Genomic DNA, 16,162 nt, shown 5'->3' with positions numbered 1-16,162 from the left:
TATCTAAGAAGTAAAAAGATGAATCCTAAGTATAGCTACTTACATTCAATTTGGACTTTTAAGCCACTTTCCCACTGAACGGCTCCTGTAAAGCTACCCTTGCCGTTTGCTAAACACCAAACTGCTGCTCCTAGAACAACTGTTGCTCCCAATCCAAGAAGGACAGCAACAAATACTAAGAACCAAGCTTGGTCCATAATAGCAGGTTCCATAGTGGAATAGTCAACTTGCGGCGCTGCATAAGTCATACTTTTCACCTCCCAGCTTATGATGATCGTATCATAGGCGTCACACTCCAAACATCAACAGAAGATCCCATTTTTGACCGAACATATTTTCGTGTAAAATGTGACTTTTTATTCAATTATTCATGTTCAACTGTATAAATTCTCCCTTTTTTACTATTTTTCACCACAACGTAAGAACCACCAAACCCATATAATGTCAATTAAACCATCTTTTTTCTGCCTTTTTTCAAATAGTTCATTTTCATCATCTCTTCTATTTAATCTTTCATTTTTTTGAGATAGAAAGAATTCCCCCGATATATCAGATATAAAAGTCCTAATTATATGTCGTTAACACATCAAATACGACATATTAACTGATAATTCCGACAAAAGAGTGAGCATATTTTCCTTCTTCTCTTGTCTCTTAAAATATGTATATACAAGAAAACCTGTTGGGAAAAAAGCCCTTGCCTTCTTCCACAGCACATATCATTTTACTTGCTTCTCTTTCTATAAAAAAAGCAAAGCAGCCCGACAAGTATGACTGCTTTGCTTTCATTTATGAGGAACTTGCAGCAGAGGCTGTATCAGGAAAGTAATTGTTCCCAATAATTTCACCAGCAGGAACGTGTGGTCCTGCATCACCATTTCTTTTAAATGGGAGAAGCGGGAAAACAAGTTCTGCTAAATAATAAGATTCTTCTAAGTGCGGATAACCAGAAAAGATAAATGTATCAATACCTAGAGACTGATATTCTATTACACGTTCTGCTACTGTATGCGGGTCCCCGACGAGCGCTGTTCCTGCCCCGCCTCTAACTAAGCCAATGCCTGCCCAAAGATTAGGGCTAATTTCAAGCTTCTCTTTATTCCCTTGATGTAATTCAACCATTCGTTTTTGCCCTACTGAGTCCATCCCTTGTAAAGTCTTTTGCGCCTCATCAATAGTCTCTTGATCTAAATGACGAATCAGATGTTCCGCTGCTTGCCAAGCTTCATCTTCCGTTTCCCTCACGATCACATGAAGTCGAATACCAAACCTCACCGTTCTTCCTTCTTTTTCAGCCTGCTTTTTCACTTGTGCGATTTTCTCTTTTACTTGTGCAGGAGGCTCGCCCCAAGTTAAATAAACATCTGTATGTTTTGCAGCGGCTTGAATGCCTGCTTCTGATGATCCTCCAAAAAAAACGGGTGGATGTGGTGTTTGAGCTGGTGGAAATAGCAGACGTCCATTTTGTGCTTGCAGATGCTTCCCTTGAAACTGAACATTCTCTCCTTTCAATAACCGCTTCCAGATGGTCAAAAATTCTTCTGTTGCCTCATAGCGTTCATCATGAGAAATGAATAGCCCGTCTCCTTCAAGTTCTTCTTTACTTCCTCCCGCTACAACATTGATCAGCAGTCTCCCGCCTGAAAGCCGATCAAATGTGGAGGTCATTCTAGCAGCAACAGACGGCTGCATCAACCCTGGCCGAAGAGCCACAAGAAACTTTAAATGAGTTGTCTCTGCAGCTAAAGCGGCCGCTGTCAGCCATGGATCTTCACAAGATCTACCTGTAGGCAGCAAGACCCCTGTGTACCCAAGCTGATCGGCAGCTTGAGCAATTTGTTTAAAATACGGATAGTCTGCCTGTCTTGCCCCTTTCGATGATCCTAAATAACGCCCATCCCCATGCGTTGGAATAAACCATAGAATATTCATCATATCGCCTCCTATTATTTTTCACCTTGATAACTTGTGCGCCATTTGAGCAGTCGCTTTTCTAACAGCCGTACAAATGAATCAGTCATCTTACCAACTACCGCAAAGATGATAATCCCTACAAACACTTTATCCGTTTGCGAGAATTGTCTTGCATCCATAATCATGTAGCCGACTCCACTACTCGACCCCATCAATTCAGCCACCACTAAACCAAGCCAGGCAATGCCTAATGAAAGCCTCACGCCCAGAAGAATATGAGGAAGGGCAGCAGGTAAAATGAGCTTTGTGATATTTTGATACAGATTAAACTCTAAAGCGCGAGCCACATCGAACAGCTTGTTATCTACACTGCGAATTCCTAGAAAGGTATTGATATAGATCGGAAAAAAAGCCCCAAGTGCAATCAATAAAATTTTCGCTGATTCATCAAAACCAAACCAAAGAATAAATAAAGGAGTCACCGCTAAATGAGGAACTGTTCTCAGCATTTGCAAGGTCGGATCTACATACTGCTCGGTTTTCCTAGAAAAACCGACACACAGACCCATCACAAGTCCTAAACCTCCCCCAAGTAAAAACCCGCATATTGCTCTGTAGAGACTGATGTAAAGATGGCCAAACAGCTCACCGGAACGAATCAACTCACGAAAAGATTCCGCAATGACAGTGGGTGCAGGTAGTACAGTAGAAGAAACGATTTGGGAAGCAGCAGCTCCCTGCCAAATCGCAATGAGTAAAGCAGGTAATACAAGTCCTTTTAACATGATGAAGGATGAAGCTTTTCTCCTTTTTTTCTTCATTCGCTCGGTTTTAGTCACAAGGGCTGGGTTAGATGCAGCTTTCATCAACTCTTCTCCTCTTTCAGCATTTTTTCAATAAACGAATTATCTACCACCTGATTGACATCAATCTTCCGCTGAATCGCCTTTGTTTGATATTGAAAATCAGCTGTATGCTGCTGGGCGTTTATGATCTTCTTAGAAATGGGCTCATTGAGCGGCTCTGTATTGTTTAATACTTGTGTCACCACCTTCTGATCTAATTGTTTCAAACGAGCATAAAGTGTAATGGCTTCCTGTTGATGGTCTTTCTGCCATTTCACCGCTTTGTCATATACTTTTAAAAATTGCACCACTAGTTCAGGGTACTCATCGGCAAACTTGGTTCTGACAAGTGTGAATCCAGGTGAATATAAATCGGTCGCTTCTCCATTAACCAGTAGCTTTGCTCCCTTTTCTATCGTTTCAAGTGATAAGAACGGCTCCCAGATCGACCAAGCATCAACTGACCCATTTTCAAACGCAGATATTGCCTCATCCGGCTGAAGCTGAATGATCTGGACATCCTTTGCAGATAAACCTGCCTGATCTAATACTTTGTATAAAAAGTCAAAACCACTGCTTCCTTTGGCAACGGCGATTTTTTTCCCTTTTAAATCTTCTACTTTTTGAATCTCACTGTTCTTATTCACTAAAATCCCATTCGCCTTTAACCCATCCTGAGATAAACCAATTTCCTTAAAATCAATACCTGCTGCCTGACCAGCTATAACAGGTGAATTACCAACCTGTGAAAAATCTAATTGATTGGCGGCGAGCCCTTCGAATTGGGGAGGACCACTTTGGAACTCCACCCACTTGACTTTCATACCTTCTTTTTCAAATGATTGCTCAAACCACCCTTTTTCCTTTGCTAAAAGAAGTGGGCTTAGACTTTGCTGAATCCCAATCCGAATCTCTTTCGGCTTGTCTTCTGATCCATTCGCTGCTTGACCACACCCAGCTAATACAAGGAGGATACCCAGAAAGAGAACGATCCTTTTTTGCCTTTTCATTCGATTTGACCTCCTTAAATTCCTGAGCCATTCGTCAGTAACAGCTCATCTGTTTTCTCAAATTCTGAAAGCACCTTTTGTCTTAAGCTCTGAAAAGCTGTTGACGTTCTATTCCGCGGGAATGGTAAGTTCACGGGAAGGATTTTATGAATTCGGCCGGGTCTTGCTTGTAACAGCACAATTTCATTGGCTAAATAAATGGATTCGTCAATATCATGAGTGACAAGCACCATCGTTGTTCTTTTCTCCTGCCAAATATCCAGCAGCACATCCTGTAAGTGTTTCCGTGTAAATGCATCTAGCGCACCAAAAGGTTCATCAAGCAATAAAATCTCCGGATCACGCAGGAGTCCTCTTGCAATAGCAACACGTTGTGACATCCCGCCTGAAAGCTCATGTGGATAGGCGTGTTCAAAACCTTTTAACCGAACAATTTCAATTAATTCATCCACTTTGCGGCGAACAGCTGCTTGTTTTAAATTGAAATTGGCAGCGATATTTTCTTCGACCGTCAACCATGGAAATAAGCGATGCTCTTGAAAAATAAAGCCCTGTTTCATTCCTGGTTCTGTCACACGCCTTTCTCCTATCACGATCTGCCCATCATAATCTGTATCAAGCCCTCCAATCATCTTCAGCAATGTACTTTTCCCGCAACCGCTCGGACCAATCACCGTCACGAATTCACCAGGAACGATGGTGAGCCTTACGTTTTCAAGCACTTGAATGGTTTGTTTGTCTTTCCAAAAAGACTTATCCACAATATCAACGGAAATAGTCAATGCAAGTTCACTCCTCTTGTCATCAGATAGATACACAGAAAGGCCCTTATCCCAAAAGAGAGATAAGAGCCTTCGTTTTGTCCGATCAGCTTTTCATATTGAGTTGTTAGCACCATCCTAAATCATATTATTCCTATAAATCAACTACATTTTATAAAATGGTTATTTCGACCTTGTATGTTTTTCATCAATACGATCGTAAATGGCTTCTATTCGTTCTTGATTGCTGTAAATCTCATATTTGTTACGCTCAATCAAAATGTCTAATGTGATATCCATATGTTTTCTGTATTTTTTTCGTTTTTTCTTTTTCTCCATCTTCAACTTCCCTCCTGATTAAAATAAAAAAAGGCCCTTCACTCATGCCTGAGTGAACGAGCCTTCGGTTGACCGATCAGCGATTCTTGTTGGTATTTTCAGTATGCTTATGTTAATACATACTATTCCGACATGTCAACTATATTTATTGTTTTTTCAGATTTATCTAAAAAATGATTGACCGGGCACTAAACAAGATTTATAGTCTTATTAAATATTTCTTATTAAAGTAGTTGGTTTTATCTAACAAAAGGAGGATACACACATGTCAGAAGAACTTCAATTTCGTTTAGAAACAAAAGCAATACACGCAGGTCAAGAACTGGATTCAGCCACCTATTCAAGAGCTGTACCTATTTACCAAACAAGCTCTTTCGGTTTTAGAGATAGTGAGCATGCGGCGAATTTATTTGGCCTTCAGGAACCCGGTAATATTTATTCACGTATTATGAACCCGACAAATGATGTGTTTGAAAAACGGATCGCTGAGCTTGAAGGTGGAATTGGTGCACTTGCTGTCTCCTCAGGACAAGCAGCGACCACTTACTCCATTTTAAACATTGCAGGAGCTGGTGACGAAATCGTATCCTCCAGCAGTCTGTATGGCGGCACATATAATTTATTTGCTCATACATTAAAAAAGCTCGGAATTACAGTGAAATTTGTGGATTCCTCAAACCTTGAAGAACTTGAAGCAGCCATTACAGATAAAACAAAAGCAGTGTATGCAGAAAGCATCGGGAATCCAAAAGGCGACATTTTACATATTGAAGCCGTATCAGCCATTGCACACAAGCACCATATCCCTCTAATTGTGGATAACACACTTGCCAGCCCTTATTTGTTAAGACCGATTGAATTTGGCGCAGACATTGTTGTCCATTCAGCGACGAAATTCATCGGCGGCCATGGCACATCCATTGGCGGAGTCATCGTCGACAGCGGCAAGTTTCCTTGGAGTGATAGTGATAAGTTCAAAGGCCTGACGGAACCAGACCCTAGCTATCATGGTCTGACGTATACGGAAGCGATTGGCGAAGCAGCTTATATCACAAAAGCACGTGTACAGCTCTTACGTGATCTAGGGGCGGCTTTATCACCATTCAACTCATTTTTACTCTTGCAAGGCTTAGAAACATTGCATCTTCGCCTTGAACGCCACAGTGAAAATGCATTGAAGACAGCACAATTTTTACAAGATCATCCTCTTGTAGAATGGGTCAGCTATCCAGGTCTTGAAGGCCATGAATCCTTTGAGCTGGCTCAAACTTATTTACCAAAAGGGCAAGGCGCCATCCTCACATTCGGCATTAAAGGTGGCAAAGACGCAGGAAAAAAACTCATTGATTCGGTTCAGCTTTTCTCACATCTTGCAAACGTAGGCGACTCTAAGTCACTCATCATCCACCCTGCCAGCACAACGCATCAGCAATTAAGTGAAGCAGAGCAAAAAGCCACAGGGGTGACACCAGAACTTATTCGTTTATCTGTTGGAACAGAAGCGATTGAAGATATTCTGGCAGATCTAGAACAGGCGATTTCAAAAAGCCAGTCTTAACCAAACAAAAAAAGCACACACCTGTGTGCTTTTTCTTATTGACTAGTGATTGATTAATCGAATATCTTGGAAGGGATAAAACACGAATGATGTTGTCCCTTGAATATCACTCTTTGTAAAAAGACCTAAACCGTTGCGACTGTCCATTGAGTTTTGGCGGTTGTCACCCATGACAAAGTACTTTCCTTTAGGAACTGTAAGAGGACCGAAATCAGGTGTCAGCAAGGTGCCATCTGCGGCAGCTTTCTTTTTGTTTGATGCTAAATAAGGCTCCGCCACTTTTTGACCGTTCACATATAGCTGGTCATTTTTCATTTCGATTTTATCACCAGGTAAACCAATCAATCGTTTCACATAGTGAGTACTGCGGTCTTCCCCATCAAGAACGATGATCTGTCCGCGTTTATAATCGCCGAAGTAATCGACTGTTTTATTCACAAACACCCGCTCTGTATTATGCAGTGTCGGTTCCATAGAAGTCCCCTTTACAATATACGGTGCGAATAAAAAGTTACGAATGATAAAAACAGCAATAAATGCGATTAAGATGGCTTTGATCCAGCCCCATAATTCTGATTTCTTTTTTTGTGTTTTTGTATTTGTTGTCATAAGCTCCTCCTGAAATCCCCTAGGACAAAATGAGTTATCGCCAGCTGACCGCTGACGCCACGCTTGTTTCTCCCTAAATATAAACATATTTTGCCAACAAATCAAGCTGTAAGAGAGAAAAAGGCAAGCACCTTTCTGTGCTTGCCCAAAACTCAGTTAGTTAGCAGAAGAATCCGCTTCTGTCTCTTTGTTTGTTTTACCATAGAAATAATCAGATGGATTCACTGGTTTAAAATCAGATAGCTTATGGAATCGAAGAAGATCCCTGTATAGTACTTTATCTGACAAGCTTAACTGATTATCAACACGGGCTTTAATCGCTTCTGTCTTTTTGTTTTGTTTCACCACTTTACCCGTTTTTGTATCGTAGACCGTATTATCTACAAGGGTATATTTTGGTGTCACATAGTTTCCGTTACGGAATGCAACAGTTTGATCATGCTTCTTAGAGAATAAATCTGTTCCAAAATTCACGTACTCATTTGAATCAATACCTTGTAAGTGAAGAAGCGTCGGCATCACGTCTACTTCACCGCCATACGTATGATTCACGCCGCCTTGTTTCCCAGGGATCCGAATCATGAGCGGTACACGCTGATTTTGTGCATTTTGATATGGCGTAATTTCTTTCCCTTGAATCTCACTCATTGCACGGTTATGGTTCTCAGAAATACCGTTATGATCACCATATAATAGAATCACTGAGTCTTTATATAGACCTGATTTTTTCAAGTCCTTAAAGAATTGTTCTAATGACTCATCCAAGTATCTCGCTGTTTGGAAATAATTATCCACTGTTTTATCGCCAGTTGTTGCCTTAGCGATTGTCGCATCTTTCTCATCTAAATTAAATGGATAATGGTTGGTCAATGTCATTAAGTGTGCGTAAAATGGCTTTTTCATTGATTCTAACATTGGGATTGATTCTTTAAAGAATGGTTTATCCTTCAGACCCATGTTTACAAGGTTTTCTTCATCCATGTTGTAATAAGATGCATCGAAGAATTGATCAATTCCCATATGTTTATAAATCGTGTCACGGTTCCAGAAAGATTTATAATCCCCGTGAAGCACTGCACTCGTATAGCCTGCTTTTTGATCTAAGATGGCAGGAAGTGATTGGAAGGTATTTTCACCTTTTGTCACAAACGCTGCACCCTCTGGTAAGCCAAACATACTATTATCCATCATGAGCTCAGCATCAGAAGTCTTCCCTTGACCAGTCTGGTGGAAGAAGTTATCAAAATACGTAAAATCTTCTTTCCCATGAGCTAGTTTGTTTAAAAACGGCGTCACTTCTTCTCCATTTAACTTGTAGTCAATTAAAAATGACTGGAAGCTTTCTAAATGGATTTTGATGATGTTTTTCCCTTTAGCTTGACCAAAGTATTCTGCATTTGGTTTCGCATAGTGAGAAGTCGTATAGTTCACGACATCCGTTAAATCATCACTACTCGCATTTGCTACCTGCGTTGCATTTTGTGCAGTTTGCACGCCGTCATAAATCGCATAGTTATAAACACCTAAATATTTCACAATGTACTTATGATCAAATGTTCTCGTCAATAATTCTGGACGATCTTTTTCAGCTAAGTGTAGGTTAACGAAGAACAGTCCAACACCTGCAGCCACAATTAGCAGTGCGAAAGTTTTTTTCATTTGGAACTTCTTCACTTCTGGTCTCCAAATGACAATGGCAATTAAAATCATGATATCAAGGAAGTACAAAAGGTCATGCGGCTTAATACTTGCTAATACACCGCCAGTCATACCTCCCCCAAGATTACCGGCTTGTTTCATTGTCGGGAAGGTTAAAAAATCATCAAAGAAACGATAGTACGCTACATTCGCATATAAAAGTGCGGTCATAATAAAATCAATGACAATTAAAACAATGGCCGATTTACGCCCCTTCAAAAAGAGAGCAAGTCCTAAAAACACGATGGCTGAACTGAATGGATTTAATAAGAGAAGACCCTCTTGAAAAGATCCCTTCACTCCTAAATTAAAGTCCATTTTGTAGGCTGTGTACGATTTTGCCCAAAATAAAAGGACAGCCAAAACAAAAAAGCTATATTTGTTCGCAAATATTTTATTCATAAAACCTCTTCTTTCTTATTTTCGATCTGATATAAATGAAATCATAAAAAATTTACATTGATTTTGCAAATGTAAATCTTCTGCACCAAGCATTCCGATGCTCTTTTCTCCGCAGGTTACATGTGCTCCTTTAATATAACGAATAAGAAGCATCATAAGTTTCAAAAAAAATACGAGTAAATAAAAGGAAAAATATCCATTTACATTAAATTTACTGCCACTTCATGTTTCAGAGAATGATGAAGGTTTTGTAAATCACTCAGTACTACTTTACTTTTTTCATCTAATCGTGTCAAAGTAATTATAAAGAAAAGGAAGAATCACCTAGGCTTTTCGACTCACTCAGCCAAATTTATACAAAATCCGAACCGATTTGCTTTTTTATTGTGACTCAACCTCCAGCAATCCATGTATCCTCTCTGTTGCCACAAACCTAAAAAACAGTTTTAAACAAAAAAAGCTTGATTTCCTCTGCCAATGTACGGTGTGATAAAGGTATAGCTCCATCAAATAAATCAAGCTGGGGGACATCCTATGAAATCAAACAAACAAATCAACATATTTGAACAAAGATTCTCAGAAGAAGTGATAGACATCATGGCTGTTACAGGACCTTCTGGAGTCGGCGCAGGAAAAGCAGGAAAAGAAACTCTTTGGACTGCTTCAATCCCACTCATTGCATGGAAGGAAAAAGACCGCATCATAACCGAAAAAGTGAGACTGTGCTGGTTAACAGATGAAAAGGGATTACGAGAAAAACAAGCGCAATTACATAAAGAATCTATCGTCACACTTCAAGTACGTAAAGGTGAAGGTGAATTTATGCTCGTTTCACTTGTTGATACAGATACTGAAGATAAGGAACTTCAAGAAATATTAGAAGAAGCTCAACAACCTATCTTTTACCACGATGACAAGCTGGGTACTTTTGAATTAGTGAAAGGACTGGACTTATTTGAAACAACCATCCAGTGGGGCAATGAGGAGTGCCTTCTTTACTTCAATCTTGAAGAAGAGGAAGAAATGAATGACTCTCTGAAAACGGCTAGACAACTCGTAGAAGAGCAGACAACATGGGATGCCTCCATGAAGTCATATGCAGCAAATCAGCTGCTTGAACTAGCAAAAGATTGGCAGGAACAAGACGACTCCGCTGAAAATTCAGAAGAGATCACACCGGATCAATTTATCAGCCGCATCTCTCTTGAAAGCCTCCATGCTTATCCAAATGGAGAATTCGAAGCCTACTATCATGACGGAGATTTATTTTGGGGACATGTCATCATTGTCTCTGGCAATATGAATGGAACGTTTCAAGATGCACACATTGCTGGCTAAAGAAAGGGGGATGGATAAATGAAGATCAAAGCTTTTGACGAATTAAATCAACTAGGAAAAACACCTATTGTAGCCAAAATAGGCGGGTTTCGCCCTGATCCATCTAAGTACAGCTGGTTTGCTGGTCATTTTTTCATCCAACGTGATAAAGGGTGGCCGGCAGATCAAGATGGAGCTATGATTCCCATTTTACAAATGTATTTACCCGAAGTACCAGGGGGAATGAATGGCTTTGATGAATGTAAGATGATTCAAATTTTCATCAACAAGAAAACCCTTCCGATCGATATCGCCAAAAACGGTGAGGGCTGGAAACTCATTGAATATTCATCAATGGAAGGATTAGAAATCGCTGAGACCCCTGAAGACGTGAAAGGAATGAAACCTTTCCAGATAGAGTGGCTCGAAGGGGAACAACCGGATTATCCATGCTGGGAGGAAGCTTGGTCATACGTTGACTTATCAGAGGTTAATGATAGTGAAGAAGCGACAGATCATTTCTTCGAGTATTACTCAAACTACTCGTTCACAAAAATCGGTGGATACGGAGCTTACATCCAATCTCCTCCCCACCAGATGTCAGGAGAATTCATGCTGCAAATCGCCTCTGAAGAAAAACCTCGGTTCATGATTGGTGATAACGGCACGATGTATTTCTATTACGACAAAGACAATAAAGAATGGTTCATGCACTGGGATTGTTTTTAAACTGATTGAATGGAACCTTTCCCCTTTCTAACCGTAATAAACGATATGAAGTGGGCCAGAGGTATGGGATTCATTTTAGACATCTTCAATCTTGCTCTGTATATCCCTTTTTTACAGGTAGATGAAGATGATATATCACGGAATGCAGCACAGCTAAAAAAATACAGCTGGTTTCAAGCGTTATTAAGTGATCAAACGAGCAGAGAGCTGATCATTTATGATCAAGGAGTCCGGCGTGTAATTGGTCAATTTAAGACGAGTAAACTCCATAAGAAGCCATACAACATCAGATGCGAACGAAAGGTACAACAAGCCATACACCGTGCCATGTCAAAACACGGAAAGATCCGCACTTAGCTGTGGCTCTTTCCGTACAAATGTAATAAATCCTTTTGAAGAAAACAATTGACGCTCGGACAACTCTCCCCGTATATTATGTATAAATCCATCTTTTTTTAGAAAAGGGGGCCTCACATGCGCTTGTTTAAGAACTGGAGAAAAAAGCAGCACAAACAGCCGATTACTTCAGAAACGCAAGAAGACAGCATCCCAATTAACTTTTCCACCCTTCCCTTTGGCACAGACACCATAGATGATTTTTTGTTCAACTTAGACCTAACCTCAAAACTGATAGATCCATACAAAGAAGCAGACACGAACAAATAGAACCTCAACTTTCGTGAACACTCATCCAATATTGGATGATTTTTTTATACTTAGAGGAAGGTGTACCCCCTATGAAGACATATTATTTCGTCAGACACTGTCAAGCAGATGGACAATCCGAGGATGCGTCTTTAACGCCTCAAGGCATCACACAATCGCAAGAACTCGCACAGTTTTTTTCCGGCATTCAGCTCAACCACATCATCTCAAGTCCTTATAAACGAGCGATTCAAACCGTTGAGCCCCTTGCTCATGCCAAACAGATCAAGGTACAAATGGATAAGCGTCTCTCTGAACGTAGGTTAAGCAGTCAACCAATGGAAGATTGGTATGAAAAACTAAAGCTCAGTTTTTCGGACATGCATATGACCTGTGAAGGCGGAGAGTCGAGCCAAGAAGCGATGAATCGTATTGTAGAGGCACTCTATGAACAAATAAAATTAGGAAGAGATCATACTTTATTCGCCACTCATGGCAATATTATGAGCCTGCTTCTAAAACACGCCGATCCCGCAATTGGATTCAAGGAGTGGGAACAACTAAGCAATCCAGATGTCTACATCCTGAAATATTTTAAAGCAGACCATGTAGAAATAGAAAGAATATGGCATAAATAAAAAAGGCAGGGTTGACCCCAGCCTTTTTCTTATGAAAAACAACTATTGATTATAGTAAAATGTCTGTACCCACTCATAGGGCTTCTTACGATCCGCACACCATTTCACAAAGCCTCTTGTCTCCGTCTGCTGAAATTCCTTCCAGTCCGATAAAAGCTGGTTATAGTAGACTGCTAGTTTTTCAACATTGCTTTGAACATTTTTATCTTCGATCAGTTTCATGACATCTTGAATCCCTTGAATTCGCTCATGATCTTTCTCATAGATGCTTAAATAAAGATCTTCATGTATATGGTGAAACGAATACCACAAAGCCGAGAAATAGGTTTCGCAAATTTGAACAATCACTCGCTGCTCTTTGCTGCCACCCATCTCTAGTGCCTTCAATAAATAGGGCAGCCCTTCCCCCTGATGCACAAACAAGCCTTGCCAGCGATACGGTCTCACATCCATTGGATCAATATTTTCCCACTCTCGAAGAACAGGGTGGATCACCCCATGTACCAATGGATACACAAGCAAATGATGACCATCCTCAAAACGTTCAATGTAATCAAACAGCCAAGCAACAAATGAACGCCGTGCTGTAAATTCGTTCTTATTCATCTCTTTAACAAAAGACTGAAGAACCTTTAACGCATCTTTACGCAGACCCTGTTCTTTCCTTACACAGTACTGTCTAAAAAGCGGATAATCATGTGATCGCTCATCTTCAATAATAGTCTGTAATATCGTCTTCGTTTGCAAAATAACAACTCCGCCTCTTTACATTCATTCTATTGATATATTATAACCAATTGTAACATCCACATGAAACTAGTAAAAAGATGAGTTGGCCTTTTTCTTTTATAAAACCCTTGGCATCCTCAAATCCATTCTTTTCTGTGTTCATGAATGAATTGAATGTCTTTTTGATAATGTTCAAGGTGCCCGTCATGAATCATTTTTTGAAAAGCTCTATCCCCTTCATTCGCTTTTCGCTTCATGTATTGACATAGACCTTCTAAACGCAGTAACACCATGTCCACATAATCTTCTGGTATTTCCTCACCATAAGCTTCAAAAAACAGTTTGACTCTATACTTTATATGGGCTGCATGCTCTAATGTATGATAATTTACGACCTCCCCTGTTTCAGTACGAAAAAACCTACTGAGAGGCACACATGTATAAAGGGTATATGCAATATCCCAAAGCCTTGGACCAGGGGCAGCTACATCAAAATCAATGATTCCCACTGGCTTTTTATTGTTGAAAATAATATTGTACATCGCAAAATCATTATGGCACACAACCTCTATGTTGTTAGGCGTATTGTCCATTCGTTCCCAATCGTCTGAAATGGGAAAATCACATACAGCATCATGGTACAGTCTAAGCATTTTCGCTATATCTTTTAAAGCATTGTGAGAGCACATGTATTCTTTTAAGGGATCATGACCGGCCTCACCTTCAATGAAGGACAAGATCTCTCTACCTTTTTCATCAACCCCTAAAAACGTTGGAGCATAGGAGAAATTCTTTTTTTCTAAATGCTTTAGCAGCTTTTGTATATTCATATTGTCTGACTTTCCCTCTCTGCGAACCGTATCTCCCGAACGATATACGTTGGAGACATTTCCACCTGTCAATAACTCTTCATGATCATTTTGTTTTTTCATAAATTCTCCCCCAAACTTGGGTCACAATGATGATGCCAGCTAAAGATGTGCATGTACCCACAAATATTCATTTAGTTACACAAAGGTAATTCACTGTTTTATGTGAATGCGCCAATCCATTCTGTTTCCTTATATGGTTAAATGTATCGTACCAAATGTTGCAAATCATCAAAAGTTTATTCTGTTAAAATTAGTACATGCTCATTCTATTCTAATAGGATTCTATTTTCATCTAAATAACTCATTTAAACCACAAAAAAACGTTTCACCACGAGGGTGAAACGTTAGGTTCACGGTAAAAACCAAACTTTTAATAGATACCGGTGGCCGGAGTCGAACCGACACTACGTGATAAATGATTCCAAAAAGGCAAGGTATACCCTCTTAAAGTAAAGCAGCCGTTAATGAAATAAGAATTAAAGTTCTTCTTGATATATTGCTGATTTTATCGGCTTTAAAGTCAAAGGAATTTTAAACTCATGAATACTTTCAATATGATTAAAAAAATGATCTATATCGTCATAATCCATTGACCATTCTTCTACCACCTTTAACTTTTTTAACTCGCTTGTTGGTTTAAATAAAAATTCACAGTGCAGTTGTTCCATGTGAGAATAATCATCTTTTTCATAAATTGTAAACTGACGTACAAAATCAAGATGAAATAGTTCCTCTCCTGTAAAATCATAGACACCACACTGAAATAAAATTTCTTTATCTTCTTCGCCCTCAACGGTCTCCTTTGAAAAAGCCTTAAATGTTTCCCAAACCTTATTTATCTCATCGGTCTCTTCACCGATGCTATCTTTAAGATAACTTTCAGCATTTTTAACCGTAATCATTACAACACCTCCTATGTACAATTGATCCAATCCATCTTCAATTGTCCTGCCCCTTTAGTTTAATCATAAGGTAACCATCAATAAAGTAAAAGTTAATCTCCTTTGAACACGATTTGAAGTAATTTTTCCGTGTGAAAAATCAGCTAAACAACAAATAAAAAACGCCCTCCTACAATTTGTAGAAAGACGTTTTAAACGTTAATATTCCTTAATTCTTCTGTAATTGACGATAATAAAGAATATCTTAAACTAGATACCGGTGGCCGGGGTCGAACCGGCACTCCGTGAGGAACACGATTTTGAGTCGTACTTGAACGTCTGAACCCTTGAACCATTGGCATTATGCTATTTATTCAACATTTCTTAAAATAAAGATGCTAACAAATTAGATTTTGCATAGCATATTCCTTCTTTATACACTAATACATCCGATACATTACATGTTACCCGTTTCCCTAGTATATCCCAAGAATGAGATATTTCATCACGAACATACTCATAAGCAAGTTTTGTCTTTTCAATTTCAGTTTGAGCCGGATTAAAAAGTTCATCTGCATTAGACCTAATAATAGGATTAGTATAATTGACTTGGTTTAATTCAAGCAAATAATCTTCTATTTTTTTTCTTTCACATATCAAATGCATGAAATTCACCCTCCAATCGATAATTTTTTAACCAAGTTTTTTCATCATTGAAACAATTTTTATACTTAAACCATTTGGCTTATGTACAACTTCCTCATCGTAGATGCTATATCCCATTGAACTATACAATTTTATGTTTCTAGTCACGGTCATACGAACTTTGCAGAATATACTAGTTAATTCTTCTTGTACTGCAAAATTTTCTAAAAAACTTAATAATTTTTTGGCAATACCATGACCCTGCATTTCTGGAATTACTGATAGTCTATAAAAATATAAACTATCTTCTTTTATTTTAAAGCGAACCATTCCAACTGGCTGATTATCAATATAACAAATTAAACTCCTCTCTCCGTCTTTTAAGGCAATTAAAACGGATTGCACAGTTTCCTCCAAAGCACTTGAAGGTGGCACTTCGTCTTTATACTCCAAAAATGCCTTTATCATTAAATCATGTATTACCGATGTATCTGATAAATTAGCAAACCTTATCTCCAAATGTATCCCTCCTTTAACATTCTTGTTTAATGACAGGTAAGCACACGATTA

19 protein-coding genes are annotated in these 16,162 nt (G+C 39.1%); 6 read left to right on the top strand and 13 right to left on the bottom strand.

The features are described 5' to 3' along the window. Positions 1-35: 35 nt before the first annotated feature. The 6 genes from NST09_RS04570 to NST09_RS04545 form a co-directional block, all read right to left on the bottom strand. Positions 36-248 carry a hypothetical protein gene (locus tag NST09_RS04570; RefSeq protein WP_003211695.1) on the bottom strand — a complete coding sequence of 71 codons (213 nt, stop codon included), beginning with the start codon at positions 246-248 and terminating at the stop codon, positions 36-38. 541 nt (positions 249-789) lie between these two features. Then, positions 790-1,932: an FMNH2-dependent alkanesulfonate monooxygenase gene (gene ssuD, locus NST09_RS04565; RefSeq protein ID WP_249670335.1), complete on the bottom strand. Its 1,143-nt coding sequence runs from the start codon at positions 1,930-1,932 to the stop codon at positions 790-792. Positions 1,933-1,946: 14 nt separating this feature from the next. Further along, positions 1,947-2,735: an ABC transporter permease gene (locus NST09_RS04560; protein ID WP_224559741.1), complete on the bottom strand. Its 789-nt coding sequence runs from the start codon at positions 2,733-2,735 to the stop codon at positions 1,947-1,949. A gap of 44 nt (positions 2,736-2,779) precedes the next feature. Further along, positions 2,780-3,769, bottom strand: a complete 990-nt coding sequence (locus tag NST09_RS04555; protein WP_017360384.1) for an aliphatic sulfonate ABC transporter substrate-binding protein — start codon at positions 3,767-3,769, stop codon at positions 2,780-2,782. A 14-nt stretch (positions 3,770-3,783) separates the two neighbouring features. Next, positions 3,784-4,551, bottom strand: coding sequence for an ABC transporter ATP-binding protein (locus NST09_RS04550; protein WP_202734618.1), 768 nt, complete (start codon positions 4,549-4,551; stop codon positions 3,784-3,786). Positions 4,552-4,713: 162 nt separating this feature from the next. Continuing rightward, on the bottom strand, positions 4,714-4,869 hold the full coding sequence (locus NST09_RS04545; protein WP_008349111.1) for an FbpB family small basic protein: 156 nt from the start codon (positions 4,867-4,869) through the stop codon (positions 4,714-4,716). 265 nt (positions 4,870-5,134) lie between these two features. Between NST09_RS04545 and NST09_RS04540 the strand changes: the two genes are divergently transcribed. Next, positions 5,135-6,427, top strand: a complete 1,293-nt coding sequence (locus NST09_RS04540) for a homocysteine synthase (protein WP_008349114.1) — start codon at positions 5,135-5,137, stop codon at positions 6,425-6,427. Between the two features lie 42 nt (positions 6,428-6,469). Here the strand turns inward: NST09_RS04540 and lepB are convergent, their stop codons facing one another. Continuing rightward, on the bottom strand, positions 6,470-7,036 hold the full coding sequence (lepB, locus tag NST09_RS04535; RefSeq protein WP_017360387.1) for a signal peptidase I: 567 nt from the start codon (positions 7,034-7,036) through the stop codon (positions 6,470-6,472). A gap of 156 nt (positions 7,037-7,192) precedes the next feature. Continuing rightward, positions 7,193-9,136 carry an LTA synthase family protein gene (locus NST09_RS04530; RefSeq protein WP_342493389.1) on the bottom strand — a complete coding sequence of 648 codons (1,944 nt, stop codon included), beginning with the start codon at positions 9,134-9,136 and terminating at the stop codon, positions 7,193-7,195. A 534-nt stretch (positions 9,137-9,670) separates the two neighbouring features. Between NST09_RS04530 and NST09_RS04525 the strand changes: the two genes are divergently transcribed. The 5 genes from NST09_RS04525 (at position 9,671) to NST09_RS04505 (ending at position 12,465) form a co-directional block, all read left to right on the top strand. Beyond that, a complete protein-coding gene (locus tag NST09_RS04525; RefSeq protein ID WP_342493388.1) occupies positions 9,671-10,474 on the top strand; it encodes a DUF2262 domain-containing protein in 804 nt (267 codons plus the stop codon). A gap of 18 nt (positions 10,475-10,492) precedes the next feature. After that, a complete protein-coding gene (locus tag NST09_RS04520; RefSeq protein WP_342493387.1) occupies positions 10,493-11,182 on the top strand; it encodes a DUF1963 domain-containing protein in 690 nt (229 codons plus the stop codon). A 63-nt stretch (positions 11,183-11,245) separates the two neighbouring features. Beyond that, complete coding sequence (locus tag NST09_RS04515; RefSeq protein ID WP_024719925.1) at positions 11,246-11,539, top strand: hypothetical protein; 294 nt, start codon at positions 11,246-11,248, stop codon at positions 11,537-11,539. A 117-nt stretch (positions 11,540-11,656) separates the two neighbouring features. After that, positions 11,657-11,848, top strand: coding sequence for a hypothetical protein (locus NST09_RS04510; RefSeq protein ID WP_017360392.1), 192 nt, complete (start codon positions 11,657-11,659; stop codon positions 11,846-11,848). Positions 11,849-11,919: 71 nt separating this feature from the next. After that, positions 11,920-12,465, top strand: coding sequence for a histidine phosphatase family protein (locus NST09_RS04505; RefSeq protein WP_342493386.1), 546 nt, complete (start codon positions 11,920-11,922; stop codon positions 12,463-12,465). Positions 12,466-12,507: 42 nt separating this feature from the next. Here the strand turns inward: NST09_RS04505 and NST09_RS04500 are convergent, their stop codons facing one another. From NST09_RS04500 to NST09_RS04480, 5 genes are all read right to left on the bottom strand, one after another. After that, positions 12,508-13,212, bottom strand: a complete 705-nt coding sequence (locus tag NST09_RS04500) for a hypothetical protein (RefSeq protein WP_342493385.1) — start codon at positions 13,210-13,212, stop codon at positions 12,508-12,510. Positions 13,213-13,331: 119 nt separating this feature from the next. After that, positions 13,332-14,126, bottom strand: a complete 795-nt coding sequence (locus NST09_RS04495; RefSeq protein WP_138825426.1) for a phosphotransferase — start codon at positions 14,124-14,126, stop codon at positions 13,332-13,334. Between the two features lie 416 nt (positions 14,127-14,542). Further along, the gene (locus tag NST09_RS04490) at positions 14,543-14,968 is read right to left on the bottom strand and encodes a hypothetical protein (RefSeq protein WP_212339531.1); all 426 of its coding nucleotides are present in this window, start codon (positions 14,966-14,968) and stop codon (positions 14,543-14,545) included. A gap of 363 nt (positions 14,969-15,331) precedes the next feature. After that, the gene (locus NST09_RS04485) at positions 15,332-15,613 is read right to left on the bottom strand and encodes a transglutaminase family protein (protein ID WP_213406529.1); all 282 of its coding nucleotides are present in this window, start codon (positions 15,611-15,613) and stop codon (positions 15,332-15,334) included. Positions 15,614-15,640: 27 nt separating this feature from the next. After that, complete coding sequence (locus NST09_RS04480; protein WP_039962725.1) at positions 15,641-16,111, bottom strand: GNAT family N-acetyltransferase; 471 nt, start codon at positions 16,109-16,111, stop codon at positions 15,641-15,643. Positions 16,112-16,162: the final 51 nt, after the last annotated feature.

Origin of the sequence: Bacillus sp. FSL W7-1346 (assembly GCF_038593335.1) — a bacterium.
Lineage (GTDB): Bacteria > Bacillota > Bacilli > Bacillales > Bacillaceae > Bacillus > Bacillus altitudinis.
Note: the sequence above shows the minus strand (reverse complement) of the source record. Positions and strands in the feature narration are given on the sequence as shown.